The sequence below is a fragment of the Peribacillus sp. V2I11 genome (genome assembly GCF_030817135.1).
Classification (GTDB): Bacteria; Bacillota; Bacilli; order Bacillales; family DSM-1321; genus Peribacillus; species Peribacillus simplex.
Map to the genome: position 1 here is coordinate 3,089,925 of NZ_JAUSYW010000001.1, position 15,719 is coordinate 3,105,643.

Consider the following 15,719-nt stretch of genomic DNA (forward strand, 5'->3'; position numbering starts at 1 on the left):
GGAAAGAAATAGAAGGGGGAGTTATATGTCTCTAAAATCGGTCATGCTTTCCCTTTTGCTGTCGCAAGCATTGTTTTTGTGCGGTTTGCCTTTTTTCCTTCAGCTCCGATTATATTTGAATCCTTTGGTGATCATGGTTGTCTGGTTTTGTATACTTCTTTTCGTTTCGTTTGCGGTTCTTTATTTTCGAGGTGAAACGGTCAGAATTCCACGCCTTTTATGGCGGGCAGAATTGTTTGGCTACAGTTTATCATTATTGGTTTTGCTGTTCTTTCGACCAGAAGGGCAGGTATATTCGTATAATTTGATTCCTTTTTCTACGATTCTTTCATATTTATCGAACGAAATGAACGGGCTTGTGTCATTTTATAACCTTAGCGCCAATGTGGGGCTGTTCATTCCATTCGGTCTGTATTTGTTGTCCAGGGAAGGGAAAGGGTCCTCCGCTTTAAGGGAATTTCTTTATCCATCACTTTCGATTTCGGGCATCGAAATCTGTCAGTTTGTTTTTCGGCGCGGAAGTTTGGATGTCGATGACCTGATCCTGAATATGATTGGTGTTTACTTGGGGTACATTCTGTATCCTTTGTTCAAGAAAGTCGTAGTGTTCCGTTCTGGAAAAGTAAAAGGATGAGAGGCAGTACAAATATGTTAAATGAAAGGGTGTAATTCCATGTATAGCACTTTAGAAGAATTATCGAGCCATCCGGTGTTTCATTATTTTGCAGCGATTTCCAAAATCCCGAGAGGATCGGCTAATGAACAAGCGTTCAGTGACTATCTGGTTCGCTTCGCTAAGGATAGGAACCTGGAGGTGATCCAGGATGAGGCGCTGAATGTGATTATCAAAAAGCCGGCAACAATTGGATATGAGAATGCACCTACAGTCATTATCCAGGGGCATATGGATATGGTTTGCGAAAAGAACAAGGGAACGCTTCATGATTTTGAGAAAGATCCGCTTCAATTAAGGATTGTGGGGGACATGTTGTATGCAACGGATACAACATTGGGGGCGGATAATGGAATTGCTGTTGCTTATGCTTTGGCATTATTGGATGCAAATGATATTCCGCATCCCTCTCTTGAAATAGTCATAACGACTGAAGAAGAAACGACGATGAACGGTGCACTTGCCGTGGATCCGGCTCACTTCAAGGGAAAAATGATGATCAATATCGATTCGGAGGAAGATGGAAAGCTGCTGGTCAGCTCTGCTGGAGGAATACGCGTGCGGCAGGTCCTGCCAATCGGATGGGAATCGGCTTCTATTGTTGATGCTGTATCTTATAACATCAGGATTAAAGGGTTGAAGGGCGGACACTCCGGTATGTCCATCCATAAGGAAAGAGGGAACTCCAATAAACTTTTGGGCAGAGTATTACATGAGTTAACGACTGACTTCCCTTGCTGCATACAGGAAATGAACGGGGGCCTGAAAGGGAATGCAATTCCTCGTGAAGCAGATGCGACTGTACTGATTTCTGTAGAAGATGTTCAGAAGGTAACGGAGAGAATCCAGAAATGGGAGGATACTTTTAAAAATGAACTGCAATCTTCCGACCCTGAGATATCGATGAGATTTGAAAAAATCGAAACGATTTCTTCAAACGTTTTTTCCAAAGAGACGGTGACTAAAGCCATTACCTCCTTACTGGTGATCCCGCATGGCGTTCAAGGAATGAGCATGGGAATAGAAGGGTTAGTCGAAAGTTCGACGAATCTAGGGGTCATTACAACAAATGAAGCGGAAATGATATTCGAAAGTGAAATCAGGAGTTCCGTCAAAAGCATCAAATATAATATGGTCACGCAGGCAAAGGCGATTGCCGACATGCTTGGATGCGAGCTATTGGTTGACGCGGATTATCCGGAATGGCCCTATAATCCTGATTCGAAACTCAAGAAATTATTTGAAGAGACATACAAAGAAAAATATCATGAGGATATTGAAATCATCGCTGTGCATGCAGGGATCGAGTGTGGGGTATTCATAGATAAGATACCAGGGTTGGATACTGTTTCAATCGGACCGGATATGTTTTCCGTACATACACCTGAAGAACACTTAAGCATCCCTTCGACCATAAACAACTGGGAATATTTTGTTTACACATTAAAGAGGATGAAGGATCTTTGAACAACCGCATGTCTGGGAACAGTTGAATTCAATAGATTTGGAGACATCCTATCGTTAATCGATTGGATGTCTTTTTTTTTGAGGGCAGACAGCCGGCGGAAAGGGAGCGGATTTCTGAAAATCAACTGGAACATTAAATGCAAAATCTGCAGGCAAAATGGGTTCGGAATAGTTTCATCCCGAACCATGATTTTAAAACAAGGCTAGATTATCCTTATTCCTAAACGATCCTGTCCCTATTGGTGCTAAAGAAGAAGCTGCCTTAAAGACAGCTTTGATCTTAGCTGTAACATAATCAAAAATTATTCATTCAATTCTTTTATTTTAATTTTAAGTAAAAATATAATCCTATCATCCTTTATCATTTTCTTCACTTCATTTTCGTCTTGTAAATTATATGTCCTTATAGAGTTTCCTTTGGATTCTCTGTATGCACCTAATAAATACGTTTCTCCTAATTTTAATTCCAATTTTTCTTCCCCTATGGCATAATCCCATCCACTAAACACGTCGACAGAATGTACTTTGTCTATTTTTTGTGGTGTTGCGGTTATATTTGGTGCATAAAGAATACCTAAACGAGAATCATCAGTATTTATTATTCCAAATCCTAAATTTCCTTCCTCCACTTTGTTAGGGCTTTTCCCATAAGATAGTTCAGTTATCGGTTGAGGTTCTTGTTTTCCATCTTTATAACTTTCTATCCAAACAGTTACCCAAGTTTTATCTGCTTTATTTAATTTAAAATCAAAATCATACAGTTCCCCTAAATTTAATTTTTTTAAAGTATTCGCATGCTCAGAATCGGAATTAACTGAAATAGTAGCTATGCTGTCTTTGGAATTAGTGCAACCGGAAATTATCATCAAGGACAAAATTAATAGTAAGCTAAAAGTGAAATGGTTTTTTCTCAAAAGATTTCCCCCAGTTTTTTTATTAAATCTACATTAATTTTACCGAATTAATCCATTTTATTGTAACCCTTTAGTTGCACAAAGAATAAGTTTGTTGAAGTTCTTTCTCCTTAAGAAAATTAACAGCATCCCTTAACAAAGCCAAAATAAAAAACCTCAAGGCTAAGTACAGTCTGAAAGAAACAGAGGTTTCTTTACAATCCCAATAAAATAAACTATTGTAAAGAAAACCTATCATTCAGTCTAAATTATTGTTCGAAATCATTATGGATAGAGGAAGGTATATGGAAATATGGGTGTAAAGTATAGAATGGTCGTAGAACAAATGGAGAAAGAAATATTAGATGGAAAATATACATTAAATACTAAGTTACCTACTGAAGAAGAGTTGATGAAGAAGTTCGATGTCAGTAGGAATACCATTAGAAAAGCAATCAACATATTGGTCGAGCAGGGGTATATCTATCAAGTTCAAGGAAGCGGCATATTCCTAAGGGAATTTTCCAGACCGGGCTGCATTTCGATGAGGGATATGACTGGCTTAACCAAAGTGTTTCCAAATGATGAAATGAAAAGTAAAGTGTTGAAGTTAAAATTAATAGAAGCTGATGAAGAATTGGCCAAACAAATGAAATGCCAGGTAAAAACCAAAATCTATAACCTCAAACGGGTTAGATACTTAAATGGTGAACCCATTGTAATAGAAGAATCCTTTTTCAATAAAGACATCATCCCCATCATAAATAAAGAAATCGCAAATGGTTCCATTTATGAATATATAGTCGAGGATTTGAAGTTGAATATCGGGTTTGCGGATAAAATCATTTCGTGTGAAAAACTAAATGAAGATGATGCCAAGCTTTTGGACTTGCAGCCAGGTGATCCGACTTTAATCGTTGAAAGTACGGTCTTTTTAAAAGCGGGAGCCGTTTTTGATTTTTCAATTGAGAAGTATAATTATACTTCTGCCAAACTGTTAACATTGACTTGAAAAGGGCAGGGAATTCTTTAGAACTGGATTTTAAGATAACTGAAACAAGTATAAATAATATACAAAGAGCGGCTGCATTTAGTTAGCAATCGCTCTTTTTTTAATTTCTCGTTCTATAATGATTTTCAGCTGTGGAAATAGGCGAGCTCAAAATGCTTCACCTTTTTGCAATAGGTCTAAGAAGATTCCAAAATAAATTAAGCATGAAGCCAGGAAGATAAAAGTTTGAGGTTGCTCCCTGGTATTTCGCATAGTTTGCTGCGCCTACCTCTGCAATTTCCCCATCAATGACCACCAGCTTCGCATGTAACATCTCTTTGTCGTACTGATAGATAATGGATCCAGCTTCTACACGGTCACCGTTATAGGTACGGTTTTGGCAATGTCCCTGTCTTTGGGGGATTTGTTTACCTCTTTTCCTCTACTGAAATCACTCCCTTGTTTTTCTTAGATAAAGAATCCGGGCTCACAATGGGGAACAAAAATTATAAACAATAAGAGCGAAAAAACTAAGGATTCTGGAACGTTGAACTCAAAAAAACATATTAGGGCTATCTAGGGAATAAAATGAATGGAATATCTTGAAGGAAAGTGGGGCAGTGCATGTGAAAATCCATGTGGTGAATAGGGGGGATTCTTTGTGGGGAATTTCCCAGCAATATGGTGTCAGCACCAACCGAATTGTTCGGATCAATGGCCTTGAAAATCCAGATAAGCTAGTGATTGGCCTAGCACTTTTGATTCCTGAACCTTATCTTCAGTACAGGGTTCAGCAAGGGGATACTCTAGATAAAATCGCAAATCAGTTTGGAACTACGGTACAGGAAATCATGCAATCGAATCGCATCACAAATCCTTCTGCTATCTATCCAGGGCAGAGGCTAACCATTCCGGTCATTTATCATACCGTAAGGGAACGAGATACCCTTTATGATATAGCAAGACGTTATGGAACGACAGTTCAAGCCATTATGCAGATGAACCGGATTACAGATCCTTCCAATATTTACATCGGACGGATAATAAGGATTCCCCAGAAACCGAAACCCATCATTGATGTAAATGGTTTTACAAACGTTTACGGGCAAGCCGGTGCGGAGCAGGTACGTGAAGTAGCCTACGATTTGACCTACGTAAGTCCATTTGGTTATAGAATGAGGCAAGATGGCAGCTTAGAAGTCATTGATGACACACCGACGATACGGGCGGCACAGTCAACTAGCGTCATACCCATGATGTGCATAACGAATTTTTCCGCCACGGAAGCGGGAACACAGCTTGCACATACGATCCTTTCCGATTTAAGTTTAGTGGAAAAATTATTAACCAACGTCATAAAAACGATGAAAAATAAAGGGTACCGTGGATTGAATATCGATTTTGAAAGTGTAGCACCAGAGGACCGTGATTTCTATAATCGCTTTCTCCAAAGAGCAGTGGATCGATTGCGTCCTGAGGGCTACTTTGTGTCATCCTCCCTTGCCCCAAAAACTAGCGCCAATCAAAAGGGATTATTAGTTGAGGCACATGATTATCCAGTTCACGGACGGCTGCTCGACTTCGTAGTGCTGATGACATATGAATGGGGTTACCGAAAGGGGCCGCCACAAGCAATCTCTCCCATTAATGAAATAAAGCGTGTCCTTGACTATGCCGTAACGGCGATACCAACAAATAAAATCTTCATAGGATTTCAAATTTATGCACGGGACTGGCTCGTTCCTCATGAAGAGGGGCAGGAAGCAGAGACTTTCGACATGCAGGAAGCCATCAGACGCGCCATCCGATATAATGTAGAAATAAAATATGACGAGACAGCCCAATCACCTTATTATAGGTACAAAGATAATCAGGGGCGCACACATGAAGTTTGGTTTGAGGACGCACGCAGTGCTAAAGCTAAATTCGACCTGGTGAAGAGTTACAGGTCAAGGGGTCTCAGTTATTGGGTACTTGGTTATCCTTTTCCCCAGAATTGGGAACTGCTTGGGGATACATTTATTGTACGGAAACTGTAGGGTGTTTTTTTACAGCAAGGTGGATCACACATAATTACTATAGTGATGGGCAGCTTTTTTTATAAAGCTGTCTATTTTAGTGATTTCGATATGTACTACAAGAATTACCGGACTTTTATAAAAACGTAAACAATCGTTTGGAATCCGAGTCCATAAAGGGGCTTAATCGAGGACGCCATATTGAAACTGAAAAGTATAGAATTCGAAAAGACCGCTATATGTGAAGTGAACCCAAAAAGTTAGACACAAGTAAGGCAAGCAGAGGCATGCTGACAATCGCTTCACCGAACCCGAACATCGTCCTCATCAAGGCGCCGATAAAGACTGCCGCCACCACCAATATGATACTGCTGATCGTCATTATTTCACCTCCCGAAGCAAGAAATTACCCTTCTATAATCATACGATACCAACCTGTTTTTAGTTTGATGGAAACCAGCTTTGGAAAGGGTTATTTAAGGCGCATTTTGCTCTATTTGGAACATCTTATATGTTTTTTAATGAAGAGGGTACACGAGTGGAATTTTGATGCTTAGGGATCAGGGGGGAGTGGCGCGCGTTTCTTAGGAAGAGTGTGTTGGGAAATCTTCATTTATCTTAAAGATAAATGGGGGAAGGGAACTTAACCATTTAATGCAAAGGGGAGAGTGAGGCATGGGGCAATCCTTCTTAATGAAGGTTCGCACCCATTTACCCTTTTTAGTGTACAAGAATCGAAAACGCGCTATACACTAATAACAAAGCCATGATTACATTAAACTGACTTCGATACTTTGATAAAAACGTTTGAAAAACCGAACCGAACATACTCCAACAGAACGTACTCATAAAACCGACAAAAGCCAGAAATAATGAAAAGAATAGTAAGCTGAAATTTGAAGAGTGATAAGGTAGTATGAAGGTCGATATTGCCGTGATGCCATATAAGATGCCTTTTGGATTTATGAATTGTAAAAGCATGCCCGCTATAAAACTGTTGTTCTTGTCATCATTATCGTCCTTATCTTTATTTGAACTGGAAATGATTTTCATGGCCAGATACAGCATATAAATTGCACCGAGGATAGTCATGATAAATTCAATCTTTGGTATGAATTTTTCAAGCAAAACATTAAAATAACTACACAATAACATTATTACAAAAAAACCGGCACCTACCCCGAAACAAAATTTAATCGTCCTTTTTAACCCGTACTTGTTCGCAAATAACATGGCCATGATGTTATTTGGTCCTGGAGTGAAACTTGTAACAAAAACAAATAGCAAAAAAGATAGTAAAGGCATGGTTGACTCCCCTTTGTATGCTATAATGACCAAAAGTGACATTATAACGACTTACTTTTTATTGTACAATGCCGACGTTATATTGTAAATAAGGAGCATTTTTATGGAAGAAATAAACTTTATTATTGCTAACAATTTAAAAGCCATCAGGGAAAGTAAGAAATTAAGTCTTGAAAAGGTTGCAGAATTAACTGGAGTAAGCAAAACGATGATCGGACAAATCGAAAGGGGAGGATCGAGCCCGACGATTACAACCATTTGGAAAATAGCCAATGGATTGAAGATTTCATTTTCATCACTGATAAATAGCCCGCAGCCAGATACAAAAATTGTTTTAAAAAGTGAGGTTCAATCATTATCTGAAGATAATGGCAAATATCGAGTTTATCCCCACTTTCCCTTTGAAGATGAGAAGCGCTTTGAAGTATATTCAGTCGAGATAGAAAAAGGTGGATTCCTAAGTTCCGATTCGCATAGAGAAGGAACGGAAGAGTACATAACTGTTTTTGACGGGGAAGTGACCGTACGTGTAAATAACGAAGAATATACAGTAAGGAATGGTGATTCTATCAGATTCAAGGCTGACAGACCGCATGCCTACCATAATTCAGGGGAAACATTAACTCGATTAAGCATGATCCTGTATTATCCAGCTTAAAAAAGTGAGTAATCCTAATTCTGCTTATTATATATCTTTACAAAAATATTGGTGGCGGAAGTATTAAAAGTAAATATATTGGAACTTCATGTTAAATCAATAAAGAGTGGGGGAGATTTAAATCCCTCTCTTTTTTTGTTTCTGGTAATTTAGATATAAAGACCAAGTTTGATTCCGAGGAAAACTGATTCCATTTTACCATTAAATCATTTTCTCGATATATCATCTATCTACTGCTAGGTATTTTGGAGTGATTATAATGAAAATATTCTGTTAATATTCCATGTAGTATTGTAAATTTGTTTTAAAATTGGATTATTTTGTTGTAATATAGGAGATACACGGATCTTTAGAGGAAAAAAGTAGGGTGGATTTGTGTATGGGTAAGTAAATTTGTCGGGATTGAATTTTTGGAAAAGCGTGTCAATTCTTTGGATAAGTTAGCAGGATGTTATGCCAGTATAGAACTTATGGGGGGATTACTATAATGGGGAAAAAGAAAATCGTAAAAATTGCATCAGCTACCATAATGGCTGCGACAACGATCGTAGCAGTGGCACCGGCACCTTCGGATGCTGCCACTAGCCTTAATAGTAAAATCAAAACGGCCAAGGCCGCCATCAAAAAACCATTCGACACCTATTTCTACACTTCTAAACTCGCTTCAGTGTCCACTGTTGAAAAACAAATCAAGTCTGCAAAACAAGCAAAAAAAGACATCAACTCCACCATTAAAAAATCAATGTTAAGCAAAAAGGAAAAAGATGCCAAATACAAAGAGATCGAAGCTTATGATAAGTACATCACTCGTTCAGAAGGTTATGTAAAAGGGTATAAAGCGGCTGAGAAAGCAAAAGCTGCACATGGCAAATCGATTAGCGCCCTTACGAATTCAATAATTGCCAAGAAATCAATTGATATCAGGAATCAATACGAGGCACTGGATAAAGCCGTGAAAAAGGCAGATAAAGATATTAAAGATACGGTTTACGGTGCGAAAATCGAAAAGCTTTTATACGATAAATTCACTAAATCGACCAAAACAGCTTTGAACGGTGACCTGAAGGTTCCGTACTACTATGAAAAAGCCGCTTACTGGGTGAAGAAGGGTGATTTAAAGACCGCGGACAAGCGGATGCAAACCGTTTCTTCGCAGTTGAAAAGGGTCAGCAAAACATCCAAGCTCGGAAAAGCCATACACGCCTATGTTAAAGAAGTGAAAGGTAAGTATGATGATGCGGTATATGCAGAAAAGAAAAAAGAAGTGGCAAAACGGGTCAATGCCTATGTAGCTCTTGCCAATGGGGAACTTAAAACGAAAGAACAGATAAACGCGGCTAAAAAGGCGAAAGCAGCCATTCATTTAAATGGAATCAAGGAGTCGGACCGAAAGGAATTCCTAGCGAAAATAGCATTGGCGGATAAGAAAGTCGCTGCCGCTGAAGAAGCTTTGAAAAATCCAGCAAAGGCGATCACGCTTTCCTTGATGCATACGAATGACACGCATGCCCACTTGGATAATGTGGCCAAAAGGGTGACGGCTGTTAAGGAAGTGCGTAAGAGTAAGCCGCAAGCTCTTTTGGTGGATGCTGGTGACGTATTCTCGGGAACTCTCTATTTTAATGAGTTCAAAGGGCAAGCAGATCTTCGCTTCATGAATTTAATGAAATATGACGTCATGACATTCGGAAATCATGAGTTTGACTTGGGATCAAGTGCTGAAGGGCATCAAGCTTTGGCTGACTTCATTAAAGGGGCACAGTTCCCATTTGTCAGTTCGAACGTTGACTTCTCCAAGGATGATAAGTTTAAGGGACTATTTTCGGACCTGATTTCAAGTAAGCCGGAGCAAGGGAAGATATACAATGGAATCGTAAAACAAGTGGATGGCCAAAAGGTGGGTTTCTTCGGGCTTACGACTGAAGAAACGAAAGATATTTCAAGTCCTGGAAGTATAGTATTTGAAAACTATCTTGAAGAAGCCGAAAAAGCGGTCAAGGCGTTCAAAGGCATGGGTGTCAATAAGATAGTTGCCGTATCCCATATTGGTTATGATGACAATGCGGCTTATGACAATGATTTAACATTAGCTGCCAAGGTCAAGGGCATCGACGTGATTGTGGGTGGACATAGCCATACGCAGTTGGACGCCCCTGTTGTTGTTGACAAAGATGATAAAGGGAAAGCAAAAGACCCGACTGTCATCGTTCAAGGGTATCAGTATAGCGACTTTTTAGGAACGATTGATGTGGAATTCGATAAGAAAGGCAAGATTGTCGGACAAGCCGGTCAGCTGATTAAGCTTTCTGAAAAGCAGGATGATGCTGAAGCGGCAAAAGTGCTTGAAACATACTCCTCCAAGATTAAGGAGCTGAAGGAAACGAAGACGGGTGCAACAGCTGTGAAGGCCTTGGAAACACCGCGTGATGCAGGGGATGAAACGAAGCCGAGTGTTCGTAAAAATGAAACGGAACTGGGTAATTTAATTACGGATGGAATGCTTAGTAAAGCGAAGGAATTCAATAAGGATGCAGTCATAGCTTTCCAAAATGGCGGGGGCATCCGCGCTGGCATCGATCAAGGGGAGATCACTTTAGGGGAAATCCTAACCGTTTTACCGTTTGGGAATACGTTAGCGACGATGAAGCTTACGGGTGCAGAAATCAATGAAGCACTAGAGCATAGTGTAAGCCTCGCTCCTAAGGAAAATGGCGGCTTCCTGCATGTTTCCGGAATGAAATTCAGCTACGACAGTTCGAAGGAAGCAGGCAATCGTGTGACAAAGGTTGAAGTCCTGGGACAAGATGGGACATATTCCGATTTGGATGCAACGAAGGAATATATCGTGGCGACCAATGCTTTTACAGCCAAGGGCGGAGATGGATTCACCGTTTTCAAGAAGGCTTATGAAGAAGGAAGAGTGACCGATATCGGATTCGCTGATTGGGAGAATTTACGGGATTATGTAAGTGGGCTGAAAACTGTCGATCCAAGCATCGAAGGACGCATCAAGGATGTTGCCGGAAGCAATACAGACCCGACTGTGGTATTGGCTAAGGATTTTGGCGGAACGGCTGGTGCCCCAAAAACACATGAAGGTAATGTAGTTGTGGACATCACGAATATTGCTTCATTGGAAAATGCAGTGGTTAAAGGGAATCTTACATTAATAGGAACTCCTCCGGATACCTTTACTTTTTCACAGGTTACAGTCGAGGGTAATTTGGATTTATCGGGACTTAACGGGAAGACCGTGAGCATGAGCGGTGTCACGGTGAATGGAGAAACCATTCTTTAAGCGGTATTCAATTGATTCCTGAGCCTGCGAAAAAAAGTTGGAGGGGTTGAGATCTTGAAGAAGAACGGGATAAGTAAGCTTTTCTTTGCCATACTGATCGTGCTGTCAACGATTTTGCCAAATGCAGCCGCTGCAAAAGCGGAAGGGACAATATCGGTAATGGAAGCGATTAATAATAACAGTGGAACGGCGACGGTGAAGGGATACATCGTCGGTACTGCTAAAAGCGGTACAAGCTATCAACAAACATCTCCTTTTACTGAAAATACGAATATAGGAATTGCGGATAGTCCGGATGAAACGGATGTTAAGAAAATCATGCCTGTTCAGCTTCCAGCCGGAAATATCCGAACGGCTTTGAATTTGGTCGAACATCCGGAATTACTCAAAGCGCAGGTGACAATTACAGGGAAGCTGGAAAAGTACTTTTCAGTACCCGGTCTGAAATCCGCAACGGATTACACGATCATCACTGATGGGGGAACAACTCCTGAACAGCCTGATGTGAAGGTTCTGGACTCCATTGCCGAGGCACGCACGAATACTGAAGATGTAGTGCAGGTCGATGGGGTGGTCACCACGGGGCTTGGTTATTGGGGAGGAAAAGGCTTTTATATCCAAGATGAAACGGCTGGGCTATATGTTTATGGTTCTTCGTGGCCTGCGGATGTAAAGCAAGGGGATAAGGTCACTTTAATCGGGAAAGTATCCGCTTATAATAGGGAATTACAAATCCAACCAACCTCCCTTGAAGTCGTTTCTTCTGGAAATGAACTTCCTGAAATCCAAAAAATTGATGCATCTGGCGTCAATGAGGAAACACAAGGTGAGCTGGTAACCATTGAAAAAGCGACCATTACAGAATTGGCGGCATCGGGAGCATACGGAACATTCGAATTCAAGGCAGAAGATACTGAAGGGAAATCCGTTATCGTTCGCCATGATAACCGGACCGGTTCGAATTATGGGGATTTCCTGAATAGCTTTAAAGTAGGGGATGTCATTTCCGTAACCGGAATCGGATCGAGGTTCAATGACATGTATCAGTTGAAGCCGCGTGGTATTGAAGATTATGAACTGGTGAACAAACCAGCCGTATACACGGATATTTTCCCTGGTACGGTTAGTGAAAATACAAAAGTATCACTTGAATCTGGTTGGGAAGAAGCGAAAATCCACTATACGCTGGATGGATCCACACCGACGTCTTCAAGTGCCTTGTACACAGAACCTATCATTTTAACCAAAGATACTGTCATCAAGGCAATCGCGGTCAATGACAAGACATCGGAAGTTTTCACATTTGCCTATACCGTTACCAAAACCAATGAAGTGAAGATTCGTGACATTCAGGGGATGAATCATTTTTCATCATATGAAAATCAACTCGTCTCAGGTGTGGAAGGTGTCGTCACTTATGTAAAAGATGCAAATAATTTTTACATCCAAGATCCCAACCCGGATAAGGACTTAACGTCTTCCGAGGGAATACTTGTGTATAACAAAGCACATGGTCTAAAAGCGGGAGATCGTGTCAAAGTGGCAGGTAAAGTCGTCGAGTGGTATATCGAAGGATACGCTGAAATGAAAACGACTGATCTGCCAACGACTGAATTGACTAATACGACTATTGAAAAGCTTGGCACTGCTGCGATGCCAGAACCAATCGTCATTGGAAAAGATGTCATTCCGCCGTCTGAGAACATCGATGATGATAGATTGACAGACTTTAATCCGAGTGAGGACGGCATTGATTTCTACGAGAGTCTGGAAGGAATGCTCGTGCAAGTATATAACCCGAAAGTGGTTGCTCCTCAAGACCATGGTGAATTGGTCGTGATTCCAGGGAATATGGAAACGACTACTGCAGTTGGAGGCGTCAAAATAACGGAAAAGGATTTCAATCCTGAAAGAATTACACTGGATATAAATGATGAATCATTTGCAGCGAAAACGGGTGACTTCTTTGAAGGCTCGGTTACGGGTGTCATGAGCTATGGATATAGCAACTATAGGGTAGTGACGGATAAAGCTCAGCTGCCGGCGTTAAAGGATGGCGGTACGGCCCGGGAAGTGACATCTTTAGAGAAGGATGTTGATAAGCTATCGATCGCTTCCTATAATATAGAGAATTTCTCCACTCAAACCGCTAATTCGAAAGTTGAAACGATCGCAACATCCATCATTACCAATCTTAAACAACCCGATATCATCGGCGTAACGGAAATGCAAGATAATGATGGGGCTACAGATAGCGGGACAACGGATTCTGCTCAAAGTGCCAAGAAGTTAACCGACAAAATAAAAGAGCTGGGCGGACCGCAATATCAATTCATCGATATCGCTCCAGAAGATAAACTTGATGGCGGGGCACCCGGCGGGAATATCCGTGTAGGCTTTTTATATAATGTGGACCGTGTCAAATTGACTGAAGGAACGAAAGGAACGGCAACACAGTCCGTGGCCTTCAAAGATGGAAAACTTACCTTGAACCCTGGACGAATCGAGCCTACCGATCCCGCATTCACTTCAAGCAGGAAGCCTTTAGCCGCTCAATTCGAATTTAAAGGCGAAAGCGTAGTGGTGGTGGCCAATCATTTTAATTCCAAGGGCGGTGACCAGCCATTATTCGGCAAGAACCAGCCTCCTTTCCTTTCAAGTGAAACGCAAAGGCTTCAAATTGCCTCCATCGTCAATCGGTTTGTCAGTGATATCAAGTCACAGGATGCCAAAGCGAATATCGTCTTGCTTGGAGATTTTAATGATTTTGAATTTTCGGCACCGCTTAAAACATTAAAGGGCAAAGATCTAACCAATATGATCGAGAAAGTCCCTTTTGAAAAACGTTATTCTTACACATATCAAGGCAATTCACAAGTACTGGACCATATCCTGGTATCGAATAATATGGCCGCGGCCACGAAAGTCGATATTGTCCATATTAACTCATCCTTCATGGAAGTTCATGGAAGGGCAAGCGATCATGACCCTGTATTGATTTCAACCTCGTTATCTGGATCAGGTGGTGTTGAACATCCTGCTCCAGAAAAAACGTATCATGTAACAAACGTTAAAACAAAAAGACTTACGATTGCTTCACCTAGTGTTTTGATCGATCTTGACGAAACATCCAACATCGAAGAAGGTATCTGGTTAAAAGGTTCATATGCTGTACTCAAAGGCCTTGGGCTGAAGAATGCTGCTGTGACGATAAAACCGGATAAGGAAGGCGCAATCATTGATTTTGGAGGCATGGCGGTGAAGGAAGTCATCATTGACAACGCCAATGTAAAAGAAATCAGGGGTGCTGAAAACGTTCAGAAATGGTCGGTAACAGAAGGTGTCGACACATCGAATATCAAATTTGTCGATTCGAGAGGGGAAGCAATTGCTTCCCCTTTCGACCCTAAAGAAGAAAATCTTGCGCCCGTCGTAACGAAGAAACTGGAAAATCTTGAAGTGAAAGCCGGTTCCAAGGTCACCATCTATTTGAGTGAGCACTTCTCAGATCCAGATGGAGATAAGCTGACCTTTTCATCCACTATCGGTACAGTCACCGGCCAGACATTAACCCTACCTGCAAATGAAGCTGGAACATACCTCGTTGCAGTCAAGGCCGAGGACCAGCTATCGGAGTTGCCCGTTTCACGCTGACCGTTTCGAATGATAAGCCGCTTGAAGCTTATTACGAAACGGCGGCAGGAAAAACGGGAACGGAATTGAAATCGGTTCTGCACTCGATTATTAAGGGGCATACGATGTTAACTTATGATCAAGTATGGAATGCCCTTAAAGAAACGGATGAAGACCCGGTGAACAAACAGAATGTCATCTTGCTTTACTCTGGAAAATCCATCTCGAAGAACGCGAATGGGGGCAATACCGGACAATGGAACCGTGAACATGTTTGGGCAAAGTCCCACGGTGATTTTGGGACAAGCAAAGGTCCCGGGACAGACCTTCATCACCTCCGTCCCGCTGATGTGACAGTGAATGGTAAACGGGGCCACCTTGATTTCGACGATGGCGGTCAAACATATAGTGGATGTGAATGTAAGTTTGATTCAGATTCATGGGAGCCGCCAGACCATGTGAAAGGCGATATAGCAAGGATGCTATTTTACATGGCCGTCCGATATGAAGGAAACGGCGAGTTGGATCTTGAATTATCCGATACAGTCAATACGTATCCGAAGCCGCTTCATGGAAAGCTATCGACACTTTTGAAATGGAATGATCTCGATCCAGTCGACGATTTCGAGAGCCATCGCAATGATGTCATTTATGACTGGCAAAATAACCGCAACCCATTCATCGACCATCCTGAATGGGCATCCGAAATTTGGGGTGCCGCTAAATCCATCGATGGGAAAAAAGCGAGTTAAATCGGAGATAGAAGGGGCAAGCAGCCTGATG

General features: G+C 41.2%; 10 protein-coding genes and 1 pseudogene. 8 read left to right on the forward strand and 3 right to left on the reverse strand.

Features of this window, described 5'->3' with window-relative positions:
• The first annotated feature begins 25 nt into the window (after positions 1 to 25).
• Positions 26 to 634: a VanZ family protein gene (locus tag QFZ73_RS15085; RefSeq protein WP_307267591.1), complete on the forward strand. Its 609-nt coding sequence runs from the start codon at positions 26 to 28 to the stop codon at positions 632 to 634.
• A gap of 39 nt (positions 635 to 673) precedes the next feature.
• Entirely contained in the window at positions 674 to 2,140 is a 1,467-nt protein-coding gene (locus QFZ73_RS15090) for an aminoacyl-histidine dipeptidase (protein ID WP_307267594.1), read from the forward strand.
• Positions 2,141 to 2,442: 302 nt separating this feature from the next.
• Here the strand turns inward: QFZ73_RS15090 and QFZ73_RS15095 are convergent, their stop codons facing one another.
• Complete coding sequence (locus tag QFZ73_RS15095; protein ID WP_307267596.1) at positions 2,443 to 3,054, reverse strand: hypothetical protein; 612 nt, start codon at positions 3,052 to 3,054, stop codon at positions 2,443 to 2,445.
• A gap of 292 nt (positions 3,055 to 3,346) precedes the next feature.
• On the opposite strand from QFZ73_RS15095, the gene QFZ73_RS15100 reads away from it, so the two are divergent.
• Both QFZ73_RS15100 and QFZ73_RS15105 read left to right on the forward strand, forming a co-directional pair.
• Positions 3,347 to 4,045 (forward strand): GntR family transcriptional regulator, encoded by a 699-nt coding sequence (locus QFZ73_RS15100; protein WP_251432418.1) that lies wholly within the window; start codon positions 3,347 to 3,349, stop codon positions 4,043 to 4,045.
• Between the two features lie 605 nt (positions 4,046 to 4,650).
• Positions 4,651 to 6,063, forward strand: coding sequence for a glycoside hydrolase family 18 protein (locus QFZ73_RS15105; protein ID WP_307267599.1), 1,413 nt, complete (start codon positions 4,651 to 4,653; stop codon positions 6,061 to 6,063).
• Between the two features lie 214 nt (positions 6,064 to 6,277).
• On the opposite strand, the gene QFZ73_RS15110 is transcribed toward QFZ73_RS15105, so the two are convergent.
• Both QFZ73_RS15110 and QFZ73_RS15115 read right to left on the reverse strand, forming a co-directional pair.
• Positions 6,278 to 6,424 (reverse strand): hypothetical protein, encoded by a 147-nt coding sequence (locus tag QFZ73_RS15110; protein WP_251432412.1) that lies wholly within the window; start codon positions 6,422 to 6,424, stop codon positions 6,278 to 6,280.
• 338 nt (positions 6,425 to 6,762) lie between these two features.
• Complete coding sequence (locus tag QFZ73_RS15115) at positions 6,763 to 7,347, reverse strand: LysE family transporter (protein WP_251432409.1); 585 nt, start codon at positions 7,345 to 7,347, stop codon at positions 6,763 to 6,765.
• Positions 7,348 to 7,450: 103 nt separating this feature from the next.
• Here QFZ73_RS15115 and QFZ73_RS15120 point away from each other — a divergent pair, with 103 nt between their 5' ends.
• The 4 genes and pseudogenes from QFZ73_RS15120 to QFZ73_RS15135 form a co-directional block, all read left to right on the forward strand.
• On the forward strand, positions 7,451 to 8,005 hold the full coding sequence (locus QFZ73_RS15120) for a helix-turn-helix domain-containing protein (protein ID WP_307267603.1): 555 nt from the start codon (positions 7,451 to 7,453) through the stop codon (positions 8,003 to 8,005).
• Between the two features lie 487 nt (positions 8,006 to 8,492).
• On the forward strand, positions 8,493 to 11,303 hold the full coding sequence (locus QFZ73_RS15125; RefSeq protein ID WP_307267606.1) for a bifunctional metallophosphatase/5'-nucleotidase: 2,811 nt from the start codon (positions 8,493 to 8,495) through the stop codon (positions 11,301 to 11,303).
• A 54-nt stretch (positions 11,304 to 11,357) separates the two neighbouring features.
• Positions 11,358 to 14,957 (forward strand): DUF6359 domain-containing protein, encoded by a 3,600-nt coding sequence (locus QFZ73_RS15130; protein WP_307267608.1) that lies wholly within the window; start codon positions 11,358 to 11,360, stop codon positions 14,955 to 14,957.
• Positions 14,958 to 14,980: 23 nt separating this feature from the next.
• Positions 14,981 to 15,688: pseudogene (locus QFZ73_RS15135) on the forward strand (endonuclease I family protein); the annotation flags it as partial.
• Positions 15,689 to 15,719: the final 31 nt, after the last annotated feature.

Coding starts and splice junctions, on each gene's coding strand:
- QFZ73_RS15100 (WP_251432418.1), top strand. CDS start 3,347: ATGGGTGTAAAGTATAGAATGGTCGTAGAACAAATGGAGAAAGAAATA.
- QFZ73_RS15120 (WP_307267603.1), top strand. CDS start 7,451: ATGGAAGAAATAAACTTTATTATTGCTAACAATTTAAAAGCCATCAGG.
- QFZ73_RS15125 (WP_307267606.1), top strand. CDS start 8,493: ATGGGGAAAAAGAAAATCGTAAAAATTGCATCAGCTACCATAATGGCT.
- QFZ73_RS15090 (WP_307267594.1), top strand. CDS start 674: ATGTATAGCACTTTAGAAGAATTATCGAGCCATCCGGTGTTTCATTAT.
- QFZ73_RS15085 (WP_307267591.1), top strand. CDS start 26: ATGTCTCTAAAATCGGTCATGCTTTCCCTTTTGCTGTCGCAAGCATTG.
- QFZ73_RS15115 (WP_251432409.1), bottom strand. CDS start 7,347: ATGCCTTTACTATCTTTTTTGCTATTTGTTTTTGTTACAAGTTTCACT.
- QFZ73_RS15110 (WP_251432412.1), bottom strand. CDS start 6,424: ATGACGATCAGCAGTATCATATTGGTGGTGGCGGCAGTCTTTATCGGC.